Below are 19,468 nucleotides of genomic sequence, written 5' to 3' on the forward strand. Positions count from 1 at the left end.
CGTGAGGGAGGTAACGATGTTCCTTTCAACCCTGGAAATTCAAAACATCATTGAACGCAGCTTTTTGCCCTCGGTCTGCACCTGCAACATGGAGGCAGACCAATCGCTGACGATTCGGGTCTGCGACTGCATGACCGGGAAAGTCGACATGGTGGCGACCCACGTCCCGCTCTGGACCCTGGACAGTCCCCATGCCATCGCCTCGCTGGTGGCTGACATGCGCCAGGAAATCGAGGTTCACAAAGGCGTTCACCCGACCTTCTACATCTGAACCGACGGCATGCCGCCCCCACGCGACGGGGCGGCATGACGCCGTAGGCTTATGACGCCATCTTGCGGTAAATATCCTCGAACGTGTGGCCATCCACCGCAGCCAGCAACTTTCGATCATCCTTGAGCGTGGCCAGGAAGGTCACTTCGGTTTCCTTCCCGGCCAGCATGAACCCGGCGATCGCGCCGATCGGGCCCAGCAGCATGGCCCCGGCCACGCCGAAGCCGATGGCGTCCTTGACGTCCTTGATCGAATCCTCGTTGGCCACTTCCAGATGCTTGAACGATGACAGTGGAAGGGTAATGCCGGGCCATGGATGAAGCGACGTTCGAAGGGTAAAAACGCCGTCCAGGTACTCTCCATCACCCTGCAGAAAGTCCCCCGCCAGGACAGTGATGCTTGCCATTGTGGTATCCCCTGCTTGGCAATCGGTGAACAGCCATTTCGCACCCGGGCCGATCAGCCGTCAATCGTCGGGCGATGAAGTGTTCGCGCCGGGGCAGCTACGCTTGTCTCAGGTTGCAACAGCTGTCGCGATATTAGACGCAGGCGATCCGGGTCGGGCCGGGCTTTCGGTAGGAATATTCAAGTAACTGATTGATTAATAAGGATATCGATAAGCTGGCACGCTCCGTGTATTGCTCATGGCAGACGTTTCTCTTGCCTCCGTCTGCGGTGCGCCGCCGGCGGTAGAAACCATAAAAACGATAAGCCACAACAATAAGAAAGCACCGTGCGAGGTTCGACGTTGATGAAGAGAAGACTCCGATCAGGCATAAGCGCCGGCCTGCTGGCCGTGGCCGCTTGTGTGGCGCTGCATTCGCCTGACAGCCTGGCAGCCCGTGATGCCCAGATCATCCTCAAGGAAACCTGTCAGGGCTGTCACACCCCCGAAGCCGATAACACCCTGAGCCGCATCAGCCACCAGCGCAAAACCCCCGAAGGCTGGCTGATGAGCATCGCCCGGATGCAGACCATGCACGGTTTGCAGATCAGCGATGACGACCGCCGCACCCTGGTCAAATACCTGGCCGACACCCAGGGCCTGGCGCCGAGCGAAACCGACGGCGTGCGCTATGCGCTGGAACGGCGGCTCAACACCGTCGAAAAATTCGACGACCAGACCAGCCAGATGTGCGGCCGCTGCCACTCCGGTGCGCGGGTCGCCCTGCAACGGCGTCCCGCCCAGGAATGGGAACGCCTGGTCAACTTCCACCTCGGCCAATGGCCGTCCCTGGAGTACCAGGCGTTGGCCCGGGATCGCGACTGGTTCGACATCGCCCGCAAGGACATGGTGCCGCTGTTGGCCAAGCGATATCCACTGGACAACCCGGCCTGGAAAAAGTGGCTGAGCACCGCGCCGAAAAGCGATGCGCTGGTGGGCGACTGGAGCTTCAGCGGTCACTTGCCGGGCAAGGGTGAATTGGCCGGCGTGATGAGCGTCAGCGCCGATGCCGGCGACACCTTCAAGGTCAGCGTCAAAGGCCAGTACGCCGATGGCAGCCCGTTCAACGGCGACGGCAGCGCGATTCTCTACAGCGGCTACGAATGGCGCGGCAACGTGACCGTCGATGGCGTGACCATGCGCCAGGTATTCGCCGCCCAGGGCAACGCGATGCAAGGCCGGATGTTCGAGGCCGAGCACGATGAGCGTGGCCTGGACTTCGTCGCAGCGAAGCAGGGCAGCAGTCGTTTGCTGGCGGTGCAGCCGGGCTATCTGAAGGCGGGCGCTGAAACTGAAGTGACGTTGATCGGCAGCGGGCTCAGCGGCAAACCGAACTTCGGCAAAGGCGTGGAAGTGGTATCTGTCATCGAGCAAAGTCCTGAGCGGATGCGCGTCAAACTCAAGGCTGCGGCCAATGCCCAACCGGGGCTGCGTAACGTCACCGTCGGCACGCTGAAAGGCCCGACCCTGTCGGTCTACAGCTCGATTGCCAGCGTCAAAGTCGTGCCGCAATTCTCCGTGGCGCGGATCGGCGAGGGGGGCGGTTCGACGCCGAAAGTCCAGGGCCGTTTCGATGCGGAAGCGTGGGGCAAAGGTGCTGACGGCAAGCCGTACCGCATCGGCGTGTTCCCGGCGCAATGGAAAGTCGAAGCGTTCGACGACCGCGCCAAGGAAGACGAAGACGTCAAGTTCGCCGGCACCATGCAGGCCGACAGCGGCGTGTTCACCCCAGGCGATGCCGGGCCGAACCCGCAGCGCAAGATGTCCACCAACAATGCCGGCAACCTCAAGGTGATCGCCGCCGTCGACGACGCAGGGAAATCCCTGACCGGCGAAGGCCACATGATCGTCACGGTACAACGCTGGAACAATCCACCCATTCCATGAGTTGGCTGATCGTTAACGGTTTCAGACACTTTTTTGGAATGACCGCATGCCCCGCCAACCGGGGTTTGCACAGGAGGTTGCAATGGGCGCTATTTTGAATCTGGTCGAACGGAATCTGCACGAAGTGCACGTCGATGCCGACCGCATGCTGTTTCATATCCCTAGCAGTTCGCTGTTCGCCAGCGATGAACTGACCGGCACCATCATCGATACCTTGCGCGGTCCCGGCTGCTCGTCGGATGACCTGATCGAGCGCTTGGCCGCGCGCTTCAACGGCGAAGAAATCACCGAAACCCTGCGCGAGCTGATGGCCCTGGAACTGGTCAGCGACGGCTCGCCACTGACCCCGGACATCGGCACCAAACGGGTCGAACGCACGGCGATCAACACCGTGGTGCTCAACGTCAACACCGGTTGCAACCTGAGCTGCACCTACTGCTACAAGGAAGACCTCGACAAGCCGTCGGCGGGCAAGAAAATGGATATCGACACGGCGGTCGCTTCGGTGGAAATGCTGCTGCGTGAATCCCCGGATGAAGAACGGTTCACCGTGGTGTTTTTTGGCGGCGAACCACTGAGCAATCGCAAGCTGATCGAGTACATGGTCGATTACTGTGAGAAGCGGTTTTCGGAAGCCGGCAAGTTCGTCGAATTCGTCATGACCACCAACGCCACGCTGCTCACCGAAGACACCGTGGACTACCTCAACGCACACCGCTTCGGGCTGTCGGTGAGTATCGACGGGCCGAAAACCGTGCACGATCGCAACCGTATCACCGTAGGCGGGCAGGGCACGTACGACGTGGTGCGGCGCAAAGCCGAGATGCTGCTGTCGCGCTACAACAGCCGACCGGTGGGCGCGCGGGTGACCCTGACCACTGGGGTTACTGACGTCGAAACCATCTGGGATCACCTGTTCAACGAACTGGGGTTTGCCGAAGTCGGGTTTGCCCCGGTGACTTCGGGCGATATCAGCACGTTCAACCTGTCCAGCGATGAGCTGATCGAAGTCTTCGCCAACATGAAGAAGCTCGGTCGGCGGTATCTGGAAGCGGCGCTGGAGCACCGCAACATCGGTTTCTCCAACCTGCACCAGTTGATCACCGACATCCACGAAGGCCACAAAAAAGCCCTGCCATGCGGCGCCGGTTTGAAGATGCTGGCGGTGGATCACAAGGGCGAGCTGAACCTGTGCCATCGCTTCACTGGTTCGTCATTGCCGACCTTCGGCAATGTCCACAGCGGCGTGAAACAGGTGGAATTGAACGACTTCCTGTCCCAACGCCTGGACCGCACCAACACCGGGTGCGAGGACTGTCAGATCCGCAACCTGTGCTCCGGCGGCTGCTACCACGAAAGCTATGCGCGTTACGGCGACCCGACCCACCCGACCTATCACTACTGCGAACTGATGCGTGACTGGGTCGACTTCGGCATCGAGGTCTACACCCGGATCATGGCCCACAACCCTGCGTTTATCAGCAGCTACATCACTCCGCGCAAGGCTCACTGATATGAAACATCTCAAGGCAATCAATAACAAAGCGCTGAAGCTCGACCAGGCCGCCGCCGAAAACCGCATTGAAGAAGTGGTGGCGATGAGTTCCGTTGCCGGCTGCGCCTCGACCACCGACCCGGGTTGGGAAATCGATGCGTTTGGCGGGGTGTCGTCGCTGTGCCAGCCGATGGAAGCCGACTTGTATGGCTGCTCCGACCCGTGCTGGTGGCCGGCCCAGGTGCCCGACATGATGAGCACCTACCCGGACTGGAACAAGGACGCCCAGGCGTCCAACGAAAACTGGCGCAACCTCGGGACTGTCTTTCCAAAAGACAAGTGATCGGTCAGATAAAAGGATTCCAGCATGCCTAGCATCAAAGCCTGCGGCCTGGCCGCGTTCGCCGTCCTGAGCGTTTGTTCGCTCAACGTTCTGGCCGATGAAAACACTGCACTGCAAGACGGTCACGAGTACATGTTGACCACCAATTACCCGAACAACCTGCACGTGATCGACCTCGCCACCGACACCCTGTTCAAGACCTGCAAGCTGCCGGACGCCTTCGGCCCGGGCACCGTGCAGTTGGCGCCGGATCGCAAGACCGCCTACGTGTTGAACAACCACTACGCGGACATCTACGGCGTCGAACTCGACAGCTGCAAACAGGTGTTCCACGCCAGCATCACTCAGAAACCGGGTGAGAAAGCCAAGTCGATGTTCGCCTTCACCCTCAGCCACGATGGCAAGGAACTGTTTGCCATCGCCAACCCGACGTTGATGCTTAACGACCGCTACGAAGTGCAACAGCCTCGGCTCGACGTGTACGCCACCGACGCCGGCATGGACGCCAAACCTGTGCGCAGCTTCCCGGCGCCACGGCAGTTGACCATCATGCAAAGTGGCGACGATGGCACGCTGTATGTGGCGGGGGCGGATGTCTACAAGGTCGATGTAAAAACCGGCAAGTTCGACGTGCTGATCCCGAGCCGGCACTGGAAACGCGAGAACTACAGTGCGCCGGACGTGCTCTACGTGTGGAACCAGCAGACGTATCGCCATGACTTCTCGCTGCTCTACACCGCGGCGAAATTCAAGGACAAGAAGCAGGATCCTTTAACCGCCGAGTACCTCTACGGGCTGTTCAGCATCGACCTGAAAACGGGCAAGACTGAAACCACCGACTTCGGCCCGCTGACGGAAATCTACTTCAGCGGCATGCGCTCGCCCAAGGACCCGAACCTGATGTTCGGCGTACTCAATCGCCTGGCCAAGTACGACATCAAGCAGAAGAAGATGCTCCAGGCGGCGACGCTGGATCATTCCTACTACTGCATTTCCTTCAACAAGGACGGCAGCAAGATCTACCTGGCCGGGACGTTCAATGATGTGGCGATTTTTGATGCCGACAGTTTGAAACAGGTGGGGAGTATCAAGTTGCCGGGTGGGGATATGGCGATTACTACGGCGCAGATATTTGTTCGGTAATTGTGGCGGTTGGACGGACGCCTTCGCGGGCAAGCCTCGCTCCTACAGATGATCACATTCCCCTGTAGGCGCGAGGCTTGCCCGCGATGAGCCCCTCACAGACACACAATCATCAAGCCCCAGGCACCGGGCAACTCAAATCCCCTTCCTCACACTTCAAATAGTTCTTGAACGCCTCGACCCGCGACTTCGTCAGACTGGTCGTGCAGTTGCTGTAAATCAACGGATAAACACTGCCGCCATCCACCCCGGAAGCGGAGAACTTGCACTCGGCATCCCTGAAGGCCACCCAATTGCGCTGGGCGCTGACCAGCAGCTTCTTGGCATCGGGACTGTCCTTCAACCTTTTGGTGATCTGCTGATACAGCGTATTCAGCTCTTTATCAGCAGCCTTGAACTGCTGGCCGGCGCACTGATTCATATCGCCCTGGGTGGTGTTGTCACAGTCCACGGCGTGAGCGGCGGTGATGAACAGCAGCGGCGTCAGGGCCAGGAGAAAGCGTGGGTGCATGGGGGATTCTCGTGGTGAAGTGGGGAAGTGAAGGGCAGTGTAGCGAATCTGCGACTCACCATTCATGTCTGCCATTCAGGGGATTTTTCAACGCCTTCATCGTCAAGCCAAGGCACATCATGAGATGTCCAGATATGCGCCTGCGGCAACATTCCCGGATCATCATCCAGCGTCGCCACCCGCACGATCACATGCGGCTGAGCCAGCCGTTGCGCCATCAAATGCGAACCACACACCGAGCAAAAATGGCGAAGTTTGCCCGGCGACGATTCAAAGGTACTCAACCGATCCTGCCCCCTGGTCCAACGGAAATGCTCTCGCAAGACTCCGGCGGTCGAGGCGAACGCCGCGGCGTGGGCCTTGCGGCAAGTCTGGCAGTGGCAATGAACGATCGGCATGTCGAGGCCGTCGAGCTGATATTCGATGGTTTTGCACAGGCAGCTGCCGCGCAGGGTGGGGAGTGGCATGGATCGTCCTTGGCCTGAAATTCACACGTTGCGCACTTTAACATGCACCTTCGCGCACTTTTCGAGGCGTAACCAAGATCCCGAGAGCGACGATCGAACCCGCTTGATACAACTTTAGGGTTGGTCTTGTGGTCTTACAGGCCTACTGTTCAGTACAGGAGGTGACTTATGAACCCAGCATCAGATCGCATCGAAAGGAAGATTGTGCTCAAGGCGCCGCGTTCGCATGTATGGCGCGTGTTGGCCAATGCCGAGGCGTTTGGCCAGTGGTTTGGCGTGGCGCTGGAGGGCAAGCGCTTTGTCGCCGGTGAATGGACCCAGGGGCAGATTACCTACCCCGGTTATGAGCACTTGCTGTGGAATGTCCTGGTGGAGCGGGTCGAGCCGGAGCGGGTGTTTTCGTTTCGCTGGCACCCGTATGCCGTGGAGCCGCACATCGACTATTCCCAGGAGCCCACCACCCTGGTGCTGTTCGAACTTGAAGACATGGATGACGGCACCTTGCTGAAGGTGACCGAATCCGGTTTCGATCACATTCCCCAAGAGCGCAGGCTCAAGGCCTTCCGCATGGACAGCCGCGGTTGGGATGAGCAGATGAACAATATCGAAGAGTTTCTGAAAACCAGCGCCAAGGCCCGCGAACATCATCGCGAGCATCATGGAGAGTGAATGTTTGAACCCTGGTTGAAGCGCTGGTTACTGGAGCCGGACGGCCAGCCGATCATCACCCCTGGCAGTCGCTTGTTGCCGGTACGCAGGGCCGAGGTGCCGGCGATGTTGAAGGTGGCGGTGGATGCCGAGGAAAAATTCGGCAATCTGCTGATGACCTGGTGGGACGGCGAGGGCGCGGCCCAGGTGTTCGCCCAGCACGGCGACGGGTTGCTGATGGAGCGTGCCATGGGCGAGCGTTCGCTGATGCACATGGCGCTCAACGGGCAGGACGACGAAGCCAGCCGGATCATGTGTGCGGCGGTGGCGCGCTTGCATGCGCCGCGTCCATCGCCTTTGCCGCCGCTGGTGCCGCTGGTGCAATGGTTTGAATCGTTACGCCTGGCCGCCGAACGACACGGTGGCCGCTATTCCCTCTGCCTGACCACGGCCGAAGCCTTGCTCGCCGAGCCGCAAGACGTGGTGGTGCTGCACGGCGATATCCATCACGACAATATTCTCGATTTTGGCCCCCGCGGCTGGCTGGCCATCGACCCGAAACGGGTGACCGGCGAGCGCGGCTACGACTACGCCAACCTGATCTGCAACCCCGAACTGCCTACGGCGACAGATCCTCTACGCTTTGAACGGCAAGTCGGGGTTGTTTGCGCAGCGGCGGGACTTGAACGTCGGCGCTTGCTGCAATGGGTGTTCGCCTTTGCCGGATTGTCGGCGGCGTGGTTTTTGGAAGACGGCGACACCCTGGCGGCCGAAGGTCAGCTGCAGGTCGCTGAACTCGCGGCTTGCAGGCTGAATGCCTGATGCGTCTAAGGGTTTTCGGAAGGGGCGCTATGGCGAATGTCTTACACGCTGTAGTAGCTATGTCGTCTATTGCACATTGGATCCGAAGCGTAATCTAGCCTCATCAACTGAAGCACAGGGAGTGCTCAGGATCACGGATGATCGACCATAAGCAAGGACACGCTGCCGACAGGGAGTCGTAATGGTCTTGGGAAAAACCCGCTTCGGCGGGTTTTTTTTGGCCTGTCGAAAAGCATCCGTCGGACCACGTTTTTTGTAGGAGCGAGGCTTGCCCGCGAAAGCGGTCTTTCAGTGATATCGATGCTGGATATGCCGCCGCCTTCGCGGGCAAGCCTCGCTCCTACAGAGTGGACGAGCATGGATTTTGGCCACCAATGGTCAATCGCTTACACGCACTCGCGGATATGTCGTCTGTTTAAGCTTCGTTGAAGCGCCTATTCTTGGATCCATCAACTGAAGCACAGGAAGTGCTCAGGATCACGGATGATCGACCATTAGCCAGGATGGCTGCCGACAGGATGTCGCAATGGTCTTGAGAAACCCGCTTCGGCGGGTTTTTTTTCGTCTGCCGAAAAGCATCGGCAACACCACACTTTTGCTTGTGTAGGAGCAAGGCTTGCCCGCGAAGACGGCGGCACATCCAGCATCGTAATCACTGACAGTCCGCCTTCGCGGGCAAGCCTCGCTCCTACAGCACAGGAAGTGCTCAGGATCACGGATGATCGACCATTAGCCAGGATGGCTGCCGACAGGAAGTCGCAATGGTCTTGAGAAACCCGCTTCGGCGGGTTTTTTTTCGTCTGTCGAAAAGCATCGGCAACACCACGCTTTTGCTTGTGTAGGAGCGAGGCTTGCCCGCGAAGAAGCTGACGCGGTGGTCCAGATAGAACCGCGTCATCGTTCATCGCGGGCAAGCCTTGCTCCTACGGATTACGTTGCGTTCAGGATCAAAGGCCGAGCCTGGCCGCCGCCCGCTCGGTGATCAGCTTGCGTTGCACGAATGAGGGGGCCGCTCGCCGTTGCGCCTCTTCGACAATGCCCTGCGGCGCGGTTTCCGGGCTGCCGGACTGGAACGGTGGCGCCGGCGCGTATTCCAGTTGCAGCTGAATCACTTGCGCGGTGTCCTTGTCGAACAACTCGGCGGCCAGGGTCAGGGCGAAGTCGATGCCCGCGGTGATCCCGCCACCGGTCAGCAGGTTGCCGTCGCGCACCACCCGATCCTTCACCGGGATCGCGCCCAAAGTGGCGAGCAGATCGTGGTAAGCCCAATGCGTGGTGGCGCGCTTGCCCTTGAGCAGACCCGCCGCACCGAGCACCAGTGAGCCGGTGCACACCGATGTCACATAACGGGCGTTGGCCGCCTGCGCCTTGATGAACTCCAGGGTGACTTCATCTTCCATCAACGGTCCGACGCCACTGCCGCCGGGAATGCAGATCACGTCCAGCGCCGGGCAATCGTCGAACGTGGTGGTCGGCTTCAGCACCAGGCCAGTGCTGGCGGTGACGGGCACCAGATCCTTCCAGATCAAATGCACTTTCACGTCCGGCAGCGAGGCCAGCACGTCGTAGGGGCCGGTCAGGTCCAGTTGTTGAACCTGGGGAAACAACAGAAAACCGATCTGCAACGTCATGGCGTTTTTCTCCGGGTTGGGGGGTGGACGGCTTCACTGTAGGCTCGTAGGCTTTGGCGTATCCGCCAATAACCCCACGAATTACGCCAATCATGCCCAAAGCCATTCATGTGCTCGCGTTCACCAACGTACAACTGCTGGACGTCACCGGGCCGTTGCAGGTGTTCGCCTCGGCCAATGATATTGCCCGTCAACGGGGCATGCCGGCGCCCTATGCGCCGTCGGTGATTGCCAGTGGTGGCGGGGCGGTGATGTCGTCGGCGGGGTTGGCGCTGCTGGCTGAACCGCTGCCCTCGGGCGGCAGCGACACGTTGATCATCGCTGGCGGTTGGGGCGTTTACGCGGCTGCGGAGGATCAGTCTCTGGTGACGTGGGTGCGTGAACACGCGATGGGTTGTCGGCGGATCTCTTCGGTGTGCACCGGGGCGTTTTTGCTGGCAGCCAGTGGTTGGCTCGATGGCCGGCGTGTGGTGACCCACTGGACCCGTTGCGAAGAGCTGGCGCAACAGCATCCGCGCCTGCAAGTCGAACCCAACCCGATCTTCATCAACGACGGTCCGGTCTGGACCTCGGCCGGGGTTACCGCCGGCATCGACCTGGCGCTGGCCATGGTCGAAGCAGACCTCGGTCGCGCCATGGCCCTGGACGTCGCCCGGCAACTGGTGGTGTTCCTCAAGCGCCCGGGCGGCCAGTCGCAGTTCAGCGTGACCCTGTCCCTGCAACAGGAAGGCAACCGCTTCGACGAACTTCACGCCTGGATCAGCGAAAATCTCACCAAGGACCTCGGCGTCCCGACCCTGGCCCAGCAGGCCTGCATGAGCGAACGCAGCTTTATCCGCCACTACCGCGCCGACACTGGCCAGACCCCCGCCCGGGCCATCGAATTGATTCGCGTTGAAACCGCGCGCCGGCTGCTCAGCGACACTGGCGTGCCGATCAAGCGGGTCGCGGTGCAATGCGGCTTCGGCAGCGAAGAAACCCTGCGCCGCAGTTTCCTGCGGGCCATGGGCGTGACGCCGCAGGCCTATCGCGAGCGCTTCAGCGTCAGCCTTTCAGTAGATCCAGTAATGCCTTGATCGTCGCTTCGGGGGCTTCTTCGGGAATGTTATGCCCGACGCCCGCCAACACGCGGCGCTCGTAATGGCCGGTGAAGTGCTCGACGTCTTCGTCGACCTCCGTCGCAGGTCCCACGCCATCATCGGCGCCGCACAGGGAAATCGTTGGCACGTTGATGGGCGGTTGCCTGGCCAGCGCTTCCTCCATCCACTCCAGCGCCGGATCGCACGCAACGTACATAAAGCGATGCCGATACGAGTGAATCACCACCTCGATGAAATCCGGGTTATCGAAGGCCGGCGCACTCAAGGGGTATCGCTCGGCATTCCTGGCCCAGGTCGGTGACCACAGACGCCACAGCAGTTCGCAAAAGGCCCGGCGATTTTGGGTCAAGCCATCAACACCGCGCGGGGTATGGAAGTAGAACTGATACCAGAGGCGATGTTCGGTCTCCGGGGTCTGTGGCTGGGTTGAGCCGGGAATGTCCTGCAAGTTGTAGCCATCACCCGTGACCAGGCAGCGAACCCGCTCCGGCCACAGCGCCGCCACGATACACGCCGCGCGGCCGCCCCAGTCATAGCCGCAGAGCGCGGCTTGCGCGATGGCGAGGGCGTCCATCAGGTCCAGCAGATCCTGGGCGAGGGCCGCTTGTTGGCCGGAGCGCAGGGTGTCAGGGCTGTTGAAACGGGTCGGGCCGTAGCCGCGCAGGTATGGGACGATGACGCGATAGCCTTGTGCCGCCAGGGCTGGAGCGATTTCGTCGAAGGCGCGGGGGGAGTAGGGGAAGCCGTGGAGCAGGATGATTGGCTCGCCAGTGGTGGGGCCGTGGTGTTCGTAGGCGATAGTCAGGCTGGGCGTTTCAATGTGCTGAATGACGGGCGACGGGTTCATGATCGAACTCCTGAGCATTGGCATCCGGGAACACTACATCATCTTGTGGGGAGGGGCTGTGGCGAGGGAGCTTGCTCCCGCTGGGGTGCGAAGCGCCCCCAATATCTTTGCGACTGCTGAGCAGCCAAGCAGGAGCAAGCCCCCTCGCCACAGAACGTGAGCGTCTCAGGTTTCTGTTTCAGCCACCTGATTGAAATATTTCGACCGATCCGGCGTAAACGTCACCACCATTTTCGTCCGGGAACAGGTCAACACTCGCTCCGTGGCCAAATCAATATCCAGATCCTCCCCACGCAAACCCTGCCATTGCGCGAGGTATTTGAGGGATCCGTATTTTTCGAGTTTTTTCAGGCTGCGACTGACGCCACCCTTCCAGCCCAGCACCGGGAGTTCGCCGGCGAGGCACTGTTGGGCCATGTCGGGGAAGCGGGTGGCGCGTTGGCGGCCGATTTCCCAGCATTTGATCAGGCCCTTGTCATGGGCTTCCCACAGTTCGTCCCGGTTCAGGCCGGAACGCAGTGGCGCGTCGATGCTGCGGTGGATGCGCTGGATCATTCTGTTTCCTTGAATTCGGGTTTTGTTGGACAGCTCCGCTGTACCCGTTGACGGTGGATGTTAGGGGCGGATGTAACAGCTGGCAACAAGGTATTTCCGAGTGTCGGACGGACGTTGCGTGCAGTGAATCCCAAGGTGCTGTTTAACGGCTGTAGGGAACGATCTAAAGAACCGCTCCTACAGAGCCTGATCAAAAAAAAGACATTTGCGACAACGTTTGCTGGTTAGGTATGACCTTCACGATCGGTTTAAACGCTTAATCGGTAAGGTCGTTTCAAATCGGGATCCCGGACCAGGCGGCTGTTGACGGCGATGCAGTATTCAACGAGTTTAGTTTCTTCAAAGAAGTCGACACTGACAATGCTGGAGCGGTAAAGCAGGTAACTGTCCAAATCAAACCAGGTGTTGATTTCTTTGGTCAGCTTGGTCGGGCCGCGTAATAGTGTGTATTGAGTCATGGATAACCGCCATGGGTAGCTGGACGTCGGTGGATTTTGCATGACGTTAACGACGTACTTCGCGAGGTCTTGGGTTGAAACGAATGTATCCCCTTGCCAGCGATTCTCAAATTCAGGCCAGAACAGGTCGGAATAGAACATTTGATAATAGGCAACGGACAGAATGATTCGCTGTTTTTGGCTGGCGTTTTTTAGTTGTGCGAAAGTGAGGTGCCTGTTGTGACGGGGAATCAGCCGTTCTTTTAGCCCCTGCAGCAGTTCTTTTTCGAACGCCTGAAAATCAAACCGGTTATCGACTTCGCTTTGCAATGTATTGAAGTCGAGAATAATGAACTCATCAGGATTTTCATCAAGGAAGGTATTGGCCGAGGCGATGATTTCCCTGAGTCGCCGGCCACGGATGGATCCGTGAAAAGTCATGAATTCATTGTTGCGCTTCATGATGCGCAGATCAAACGAGCGTGCACCATTCCTCATTTGCCACAGTAAGTCATGGTTCTGACAAAGTGCCCAGTTGGCGGTTGTCGATTCCGGGAACGGATGACCGATGTCCCAGTCCATGCCGGCATTGTGGCAACCAGGCCATACAAACAGTCCAATGTTTAAATGATCAATGTCTGGTGTGGTGCTCATCCAGTTGGCGTAGTTGTTGCGGGTGATTGAATTGCTCATGCTAAATAGTTCTATTGAATGGTTTATAAAAGTAGTAAGCCTTACTTCTGATGTGTTGTGCAGGTCTCGGGCTTGAGCACTTTATAATCGGACGGGCGGATGGAAAGAAAGTTGGAAAGTGTCGCAATAAGATTCAATAGAATGGCGGCTGTTATTTTATTGAGTTGAACTAATTAATCGCCGGCATTACACCAGGGTAATAACCGGCGACGTCTCTCATGGTTGCCAGAAGTTCTTCTCGCCGCTCAACTTTCGATCGAGGAAACTGGCTGCACTAATTAACGCAAGGTGCGTCAATGCCTGCGGCGTATTCCCCAAATGCCGCGCATGGCTGTCGAATTCTTCGGCATACAACCCCAACGGGTTGGCATAGCGCAGCAACTGTTCAAACTCCAGGTGCGCCTTTTCCACCTGACCGGCCCGGGCCAGGCATTCGACGTACCAGAACGAACACGCGGCGAAGGCGCCTTCGGTGCCGGACAAACCGTCGATCTGGCTGTCGTCGTTGCGGTAGCGGTAGACCATGCCGTCGCGCACCAGGGTTTTCTGGATCGCTTCCAGGGTCGAGAGCCAGCGCGGGTCCTTGGCGCTGACGAAGCGCACCAGCGGCATCAGCAGCATCGAGCCATCCAGGGCGGTACCGCCGATGTGCTGCACGAAGTGCCCGCGTTCTTCGTTCCAGAAGTTTTCCCAGATGTCGGCGTAGATCGCCTGGCGCGTCTGGTCCCAGCGGGCGAACGGGGCGGGCAGGGAGCGTTTGGAGGCCAGGCGAATGGCGCGGTCCAGCGCCACCCAGCACATCAGGCGCGAGTGCAGGAAGTGATGCTGCTCGCCGCGCATCTCCCAGATGCCGACGTCTTCGCTCTGCCAGGTTTCACAGACCTGATCCACCACTTCGACCGTGTGCTTCCAGCCTTCATGGGAAATCGCTTCGCCGTATTTATTGACCAGGTACACCGCGTCCATCAACTCGCCGAAGATGTCGAGCTGGATCTGATCGTAAGCCTGGTTGCCGATGCGCACCGGTGTTGCGCCACCGTGGCCGCTCAGGTGGGTGAGTTCGGTTTCCGGCAGTTCCTGGCGGCCGTCGATGGCGTAGAGGATGTTGATTTTCATCGGCTGGCCGTGGCAATCGCTGACCCGGCCGCGCATCCATTTCATGTAGGCGTTGGCTTCATCGACAAAGCCCAGGCGCATAAAGGCGTAGACAGTGAACGAGGCGTCGCGGATCCAGGTGTAGCGGTAATCCCAGTTGCGTTCGCCGCCGGGAGTTTCCGGCAGTCCGAAGGTCGCGGCGGCGAGGATCGCGCCGTGTTTGCGCGAGGTCAGCAGCTTGAGCGCCAGGGCAGAGCGGTTGACCATTTCCCGCCAGCGCCCGCGGTAGTTGGACTGCCCGATCCAGTCGCGCCAGAACTTCAGGGTGCGTTCCACACACAGTGCGGCGGCGCCTTCCTGGAAGCGCGGGTCGTCGCTGGCACCCAGCAGAAATTCGGCGCTTTGGCCTTGTTCAAGGGTGAATACGGCGATGGCGGCGTTGCCGTCGAGGCTCAAGGCCTGGTCCGACGTCAGGCGCAGGGACGGCTGGTCGGCGGCGTCAAACAGCACATCCTTTGCGTCCATGCGGCCACGGGTGTTCGCCCGGGCGTAGTCGTGCCGCACCGCGCAACGCATGTGCATCGTCGCGCTGCCGCTAACCACCCGCACCCGGCGCATCAGCATCGGCAAGTCATCCTCGCTGTCGCCGATGGGCAGCAGGTCGGTGACTTCAACCACGGCGCGATCGCTCAGCCAGCGGCTTTGCAGGACGTTGGTGTCCGGCAGGTAGATTTGCTCGCGGCGGGCGTCGGGCAGGTCCGGCGCCAACTGGAAAATCCCGGCCTCGGGGGTGTCCAGCAACGAGCAGAAGATCGACGGGCTGTCGAACTCCGGCCAGCAGAAGAAATCCACGCTACCCTTGTCGTTGACCAGTGCCGCGCTGCGCATGTCACCAATGATGCCGTGGGCGTCGATGGCGCTTTGTCGTTCGGGATGATGATCAGCCATTGCCACGGAACTCCGGATAGAGGCTCATGCCGCCGTCGATAAACAGGGTGGTGCCGACGATGTAGTCGGAGGCATCAGATGCGAGAAACACCACGGCGCTGGCGATGTCGTCGACGTCGCCGATGCGGCCATAGGGAATAAGTTTGAGCAGTTCTTGCGCGGCGTCGCCCTCGGTGGCGGCGCGGTTGATCGCCGTGCGAATCGCCCCGGGCGCGATGCCGTTGATGCGGATCTTCTGGTGGCTGACTTCCTGGGCCAGGGTCTGCATCAGCATGTCGACGCCGCCCTTGGACGCCGCGTAATTCACATGCCCGGCCCATGGAATGCGCTGGTGCACCGAACTCATGTGGATGATCTTGCCGGCCGCCCGGGACACGCCCTGGCGAATGCCTTGCCGGTTGAAAATCCGCAGGGCGGCGCGGGCGCAGAGGAATTGGCCGGTGAGGTTGACACCAATCACCTGGTTCCAGTCGGCCAGGGTCATGTCCACGGCGTTGGCGTCTTTCTGCATCCCGGAATTGGCCACCAGAATGTCGAGGAAACCGAAAGCGTCCAGGGTCTGGGCGAACAGGCGTTCAACGTCTTCTTCTTTCGAGACATCGGCGCCGATGGCGATGGCCCGGCCGCCGCTGTCGTTGATCTGTTTGGCCAGTGCCTGGGCGGGGGCGGCTTCGGAGTTGTAGTTGAGCACCACGGCCGCACCGGCGGCGGCCAGGGCTTTGGCGGCGCCGGCACCGATGCCGGAACTGGCGCCGGTGACCAGGGCGACTTGTTGATCGAGGGAAATCTGCATGAAGGTTAGTGCCTTGCGGTGAGGGCCTAAGTAGCTGACTGGTTTGGGAGGGCGAGAGTTCATTTGCGGGTCGACTGTGAAGAACTCTTCATGAGCGGGCCCCTTCACATTCCGCCAACAATTCCCCGCTTTCCCCTCAACCCGCCTTTATGGCAACTTGCAGGCCCGAAACGAGGCCCGCAACCCATGGCAAACCCCTACCGCGAACTGTTCAACGCCCCTGGCGCCCGGGCCTTCGTGCTGGCCGGGATGATCGCGCGCATGCCGATTTCCATGACCGGCATCGGCCTGATCACCATGCTTTCGCAATTGCAGGGCGGCTACGGCCTGGCCGGCGCGGTGGCGGCGACCTTCGCTCTGGCCACGGCGTTTTGTGCACCGCAGGTCTCGCGTCTGGTGGATCGTTATGGCCAGGGGCGAATCCTGCCATGGGCGGCGCTGCTGGGCGGTGGTTCGCTGTTGCTGCTGTTGGTGTGCACTCGCTTGCAGGCGCCGCACTGGACACTGTTCGTGTTCGCCGCGCTGGCCGGGTGCATGCCGAGTATGTCGGCGATGGTCCGGGCGCGCTGGACCGAGCTCTACCGTGGCCAGCCACAATTGCAAACCGCGTATGCCCTGGAATCGGTGCTGGACGAGGTCTGCTTTATTGTCGGGCCGCCGCTGTCGGTGGGGCTGAGCGTGGTGGCGTTCCCCGAGGCCGGTCCCTTGGTGGCGCTGCTGGCGCTGGCCATCGGGGTGCCGGCCTTCGTGCTGCAGCGCGCCACCGAACCGCCCGTGCATCTCCATGAAATTCATCATCAAGGCTCGATCATCCGCTCCGGGAAAATCCAGTTGCTGATGCTGTTGATGACCGCCATGGGCGTCATTGTCGGCGTGGTGGACGTGGTCAGCGTCGCCTTCGCCGAACAACAGGGCCAGCCGGCGGCGGCGAGTATCGTGCTGTCGGTGTACGCCATCGGTTCGTGCCTGGCCGGGTTGGCATTCGGCGCGTTGCGCTCGAAAGCGCCGCTGCCGCGATTGTTCCTGTATGGCGGTGTGATGACCGCCGTGACCACCTTACCGCTGTTATTGGCGACGAACATTCTCGGCTTGGCCCTGGCGATGTTCGTCGCGGGGCTGTTCTTTGCGCCGACGCTGATTGTGGCGATGGCCCTTGTGGAACGCATCGTGACCCCGGCCAAACTGACCGAAGGCCTGACGTGGCTGATCACCGGGTTGAGCATCGGTGTGGCGATTGGTGCGGCGAGTTCGGGTTGGCTGGTGGATGCGTTCGGCGCGCGCAGCGGGTTTTGGGTGGCGATCGCGGCAGGGGCCGTAGTGCTGGGCTCGGCGGTGCAGGGCTTGCGCCATCTGAAATGATGTCAAACGTCGGCGGCGGGTGCTTGCACGCGCTCACCGACTAATTCGCACCGCCCCTCATCCGTTCTCTTTTACAGATAACCCATTGAGGTAAATGCGGTGACAAAACTGACACTGCTGTGCCTGCCCTATTCGGGCGCCAGCGCCATGGTCTACAGCCGCTGGCGGCGTCAACTGCCGCCGTGGCTGCACCTGCAACCGGTAGAACTGCCGGGGCGGGGTGCCCGTTACGACGAACCCTTGCAAACCGATATGCGCGCCCTGGCCCTGCAATTGGCCCGGGAACATCTGCCGGGCTTGCAGGCGCCCTATGCCCTGTTTGGGCACAGCCTGGGCGCGTTGCTCGCGTGCGAGATGGGCCATGCATTTCGCGCCCTCGGCGCGCCTGAACCCGTGGCACTTTTTGCCTCGGGCACGGCTGCGCCCAGCATGCGCAGCGACTACGACCGCGGCTTTGCCGAGGCCCAGAGCGACGAGCAGTTGATCGACCAGTTGCGCACCTTCCAGGGCACCAGCGAAGAGGTGTTGGGCAATCAGGAGCTGATGAGCCTGACGCTGCCGATCCTGCGCGCCGATTTCATGTTGTGCGGACGGTTCCGCCCGATGGAGCGGCCCTTGCTCAAATGCCCGGTGCACGTGCTAGGTGGCAAGGAAGACAAGGCCACCACCGAGCAATTGATCGGTTGGAGCAAAGAAACCCTCGGCAGTTTCTCGGTGGACATGATGACCGGCGGGCACTTTTTTATTCACGAGCATGAGGCCAAGGTCATCCGGATTATCAAGAATCATCTGGAAGTCCATCACCGGCGACATGCGCAGTTGGCGGCGCCGGCTTATTAGCGCGCGAATCACTTTTCGAGTGTTTACGGGAGGCCCGTCATGGGTGTTGCTGTGGGATTTGCCGTCCGGCCATTGATGCCGGCGCGGGGTCGCTTGCCGTTGCTGGTGGAAGCGACCCAGCCGGACACGAGCCTGTTGGCGGTGTTCGACGAATTGAAAGAATTAGTGGATGAGCACCTGCTGCGTGACGGCGGGATTCTGTTTCGCGGCTTCAAGCTGGACGGTGCCGAGCCGTTCCGGCAGTTCGCCGCCGGTTTCGGTCACCCGTTGCTGAACTACGAGTTCGGCTCTACGCCGCGCACCAGCGTGACGCAGGGGGTTTACACCTCCACCGAATACCCGGCGCATCAAAGTATTCCGCTGCATAACGAGCAGGCCTACTCCCGCGACTGGCCGATGAAGATCTGGTTCTACAGCATGATCGCGGCCAGGTCCGGCGGTGAGACGCCGATTGCCGATAGTCGGGAAGTTTATCGGCGCATCCCGGTGGCGATCCGCGAGCGCTTTGTCAGCAAAGGCCTGATGTACGTGCGCAACTTCGGCAATGGGCTCGATGTCTCCTGGGAAGACGTGTTCAACACCGAAGACCGCGAAGTGGCGCAAGCCTATTGCAAGGCCCACGGCATCCTCTGCGAGTGGAAGGAGGACGGTGAGTTACGTACCCGCCAGACCTGCCAGGCCGTCGTCCGCCACCCGGTGACCGGTGAGAGGGTCTGGTTCAACCAGGCGCATCTGTTCCATATCTCCAACCTGCAAGCGGAAGTGCGTGAGAGCCTGCTGGACATCGTCGATGAAGAAGACCTGCCGCGTAACGTCTACTACGGCGACGGCTCGCCGATCGAAGACGATGTGCTCAGCGAGATCCGTGCGGTTCTCGATGACTGCGCCATCAGCTTCCCGTGGCAGGAAGGCGATGTACTGATGCTCGACAACATGCTTTCGGCCCATGCCCGCTCGCCCTTCGAAGGGCCGCGCAAAGTCATCGTCGCCATGGCCCAGGGGCACTCGCAGGACGAGTTCTAACTCTGCGCCCTGTGGGAGCGGGTTTGCCCGCTCCTGCATGAGGTTCTTCGTCGCCCTTCGCTAAATCATCACGTTTGTCATTCGTTCTTGTTGATACGACCGGGCCTCCTGGTCA

The 19,468-nt window shown here is 60.3% G+C and carries 21 protein-coding genes; 11 read left to right on the forward strand and 10 right to left on the reverse strand.

What is annotated here, in order from left to right; all coding sequences use genetic code 11:
- Window positions 1–16: 16 nt before the first annotated feature.
- Complete coding sequence (locus tag FQ192_RS27150; protein ID WP_054053445.1) at window positions 17–271, forward strand: DUF1652 domain-containing protein; 255 nt, start codon at window positions 17–19, stop codon at window positions 269–271.
- 49 nt (window positions 272–320) lie between these two features.
- Here the strand turns inward: FQ192_RS27150 and FQ192_RS27155 are convergent, their stop codons facing one another.
- A complete protein-coding gene (locus FQ192_RS27155; RefSeq protein ID WP_149661271.1) occupies window positions 321–677 on the reverse strand; it encodes a hypothetical protein in 357 nt (118 codons plus the stop codon).
- Between the two features lie 345 nt (window positions 678–1,022).
- Between FQ192_RS27155 and peaA the strand changes: the two genes are divergently transcribed.
- From peaA to peaD, 4 genes are all read left to right on the forward strand, one after another.
- Window positions 1,023–2,603, forward strand: a complete 1,581-nt coding sequence (gene peaA / locus FQ192_RS27160; RefSeq protein WP_149661272.1) for a quinohemoprotein amine dehydrogenase subunit alpha — start codon at window positions 1,023–1,025, stop codon at window positions 2,601–2,603.
- 82 nt (window positions 2,604–2,685) lie between these two features.
- On the forward strand, window positions 2,686–4,116 hold the full coding sequence (gene peaB / locus FQ192_RS27165) for a quinohemoprotein amine dehydrogenase maturation protein (RefSeq protein WP_149661273.1): 1,431 nt from the start codon (window positions 2,686–2,688) through the stop codon (window positions 4,114–4,116).
- A gap of 1 nt (window position 4,117) precedes the next feature.
- Window positions 4,118–4,441 (forward strand): quinohemoprotein amine dehydrogenase subunit gamma, encoded by a 324-nt coding sequence (qhpC, locus tag FQ192_RS27170; RefSeq protein WP_105339546.1) that lies wholly within the window; start codon window positions 4,118–4,120, stop codon window positions 4,439–4,441.
- 24 nt (window positions 4,442–4,465) lie between these two features.
- Window positions 4,466–5,584 (forward strand): quinohemoprotein amine dehydrogenase subunit beta, encoded by a 1,119-nt coding sequence (gene peaD / locus FQ192_RS27175; RefSeq protein WP_149661274.1) that lies wholly within the window; start codon window positions 4,466–4,468, stop codon window positions 5,582–5,584.
- Window positions 5,585–5,696: 112 nt separating this feature from the next.
- Here peaD and FQ192_RS27180 read toward each other — a convergent pair whose 3' ends face one another.
- Together FQ192_RS27180 and FQ192_RS27185 are read right to left on the reverse strand one after the other, a co-directional pair.
- The gene (locus FQ192_RS27180; protein WP_149661275.1) at window positions 5,697–6,095 is read right to left on the reverse strand and encodes a lysozyme inhibitor LprI family protein; all 399 of its coding nucleotides are present in this window, start codon (window positions 6,093–6,095) and stop codon (window positions 5,697–5,699) included.
- Window positions 6,096–6,157: 62 nt separating this feature from the next.
- Complete coding sequence (locus FQ192_RS27185) at window positions 6,158–6,562, reverse strand: GFA family protein (protein WP_149661276.1); 405 nt, start codon at window positions 6,560–6,562, stop codon at window positions 6,158–6,160.
- A gap of 168 nt (window positions 6,563–6,730) precedes the next feature.
- Here FQ192_RS27185 and FQ192_RS27190 point away from each other — a divergent pair, with 168 nt between their 5' ends.
- The gene (locus FQ192_RS27190) at window positions 6,731–7,231 is read left to right on the forward strand and encodes an SRPBCC family protein (protein ID WP_149661277.1); all 501 of its coding nucleotides are present in this window, start codon (window positions 6,731–6,733) and stop codon (window positions 7,229–7,231) included.
- Complete coding sequence (locus FQ192_RS27195; protein ID WP_149661278.1) at window positions 7,232–8,032, forward strand: aminoglycoside phosphotransferase family protein; 801 nt, start codon at window positions 7,232–7,234, stop codon at window positions 8,030–8,032.
- A gap of 494 nt (window positions 8,033–8,526) precedes the next feature.
- On the opposite strand, the gene FQ192_RS27205 is transcribed toward FQ192_RS27195, so the two are convergent.
- Window positions 8,527–8,946 carry a hypothetical protein gene (locus FQ192_RS27205; protein ID WP_149661280.1) on the reverse strand — a complete coding sequence of 140 codons (420 nt, stop codon included), beginning with the start codon at window positions 8,944–8,946 and terminating at the stop codon, window positions 8,527–8,529.
- A 33-nt stretch (window positions 8,947–8,979) separates the two neighbouring features.
- Entirely contained in the window at window positions 8,980–9,663 is a 684-nt protein-coding gene (gene inhA, locus FQ192_RS27210; RefSeq protein WP_149661281.1) for an isonitrile hydratase, read from the reverse strand.
- Window positions 9,664–9,755: 92 nt separating this feature from the next.
- Between inhA and FQ192_RS27215 the strand changes: the two genes are divergently transcribed.
- The gene (locus tag FQ192_RS27215) at window positions 9,756–10,739 is read left to right on the forward strand and encodes a GlxA family transcriptional regulator (protein WP_149661282.1); all 984 of its coding nucleotides are present in this window, start codon (window positions 9,756–9,758) and stop codon (window positions 10,737–10,739) included.
- On the opposite strand, the gene FQ192_RS27220 is transcribed toward FQ192_RS27215, so the two are convergent.
- The 5 genes from FQ192_RS27220 to FQ192_RS27240 form a co-directional block, all read right to left on the reverse strand.
- Window positions 10,708–11,610: an alpha/beta fold hydrolase gene (locus FQ192_RS27220; RefSeq protein ID WP_149661283.1), complete on the reverse strand. Its 903-nt coding sequence runs from the start codon at window positions 11,608–11,610 to the stop codon at window positions 10,708–10,710. The two genes, FQ192_RS27215 and FQ192_RS27220, sit on opposite strands and share 32 nt — an antisense overlap.
- A gap of 165 nt (window positions 11,611–11,775) precedes the next feature.
- Window positions 11,776–12,165 carry a hypothetical protein gene (locus tag FQ192_RS27225; RefSeq protein ID WP_149661284.1) on the reverse strand — a complete coding sequence of 130 codons (390 nt, stop codon included), beginning with the start codon at window positions 12,163–12,165 and terminating at the stop codon, window positions 11,776–11,778.
- 248 nt (window positions 12,166–12,413) lie between these two features.
- Window positions 12,414–13,295, reverse strand: coding sequence for a phospholipase (locus tag FQ192_RS27230; RefSeq protein ID WP_149661285.1), 882 nt, complete (start codon window positions 13,293–13,295; stop codon window positions 12,414–12,416).
- 216 nt (window positions 13,296–13,511) lie between these two features.
- Window positions 13,512–15,338: a glycoside hydrolase family 15 protein gene (locus tag FQ192_RS27235; RefSeq protein ID WP_149661286.1), complete on the reverse strand. Its 1,827-nt coding sequence runs from the start codon at window positions 15,336–15,338 to the stop codon at window positions 13,512–13,514.
- A complete protein-coding gene (locus FQ192_RS27240; RefSeq protein ID WP_149661287.1) occupies window positions 15,331–16,131 on the reverse strand; it encodes an SDR family oxidoreductase in 801 nt (266 codons plus the stop codon). Before FQ192_RS27240 ends, FQ192_RS27235 begins: the two co-directional genes overlap by 8 nt.
- A 186-nt stretch (window positions 16,132–16,317) precedes the next feature.
- Here FQ192_RS27240 and FQ192_RS27245 point away from each other — a divergent pair, with 186 nt between their 5' ends.
- The 3 genes from FQ192_RS27245 to FQ192_RS27255 all read left to right on the forward strand — a co-directional run bounded on the left by FQ192_RS27245 (window position 16,318) and on the right by FQ192_RS27255 (window position 19,353).
- Window positions 16,318–17,490: an MFS transporter gene (locus tag FQ192_RS27245; protein WP_149661288.1), complete on the forward strand. Its 1,173-nt coding sequence runs from the start codon at window positions 16,318–16,320 to the stop codon at window positions 17,488–17,490.
- Between the two features lie 99 nt (window positions 17,491–17,589).
- On the forward strand, window positions 17,590–18,330 hold the full coding sequence (locus FQ192_RS27250) for a thioesterase II family protein (RefSeq protein ID WP_149661289.1): 741 nt from the start codon (window positions 17,590–17,592) through the stop codon (window positions 18,328–18,330).
- A 39-nt stretch (window positions 18,331–18,369) separates the two neighbouring features.
- Window positions 18,370–19,353, forward strand: coding sequence for a TauD/TfdA family dioxygenase (locus FQ192_RS27255; RefSeq protein ID WP_149661290.1), 984 nt, complete (start codon window positions 18,370–18,372; stop codon window positions 19,351–19,353).
- Window positions 19,354–19,468: the final 115 nt, after the last annotated feature.

Origin of the sequence: Pseudomonas sp. ANT_J12, from assembly GCF_008370045.1 — a bacterium.
Taxonomy (GTDB): Bacteria; Pseudomonadota; Gammaproteobacteria; order Pseudomonadales; family Pseudomonadaceae; genus Aquipseudomonas.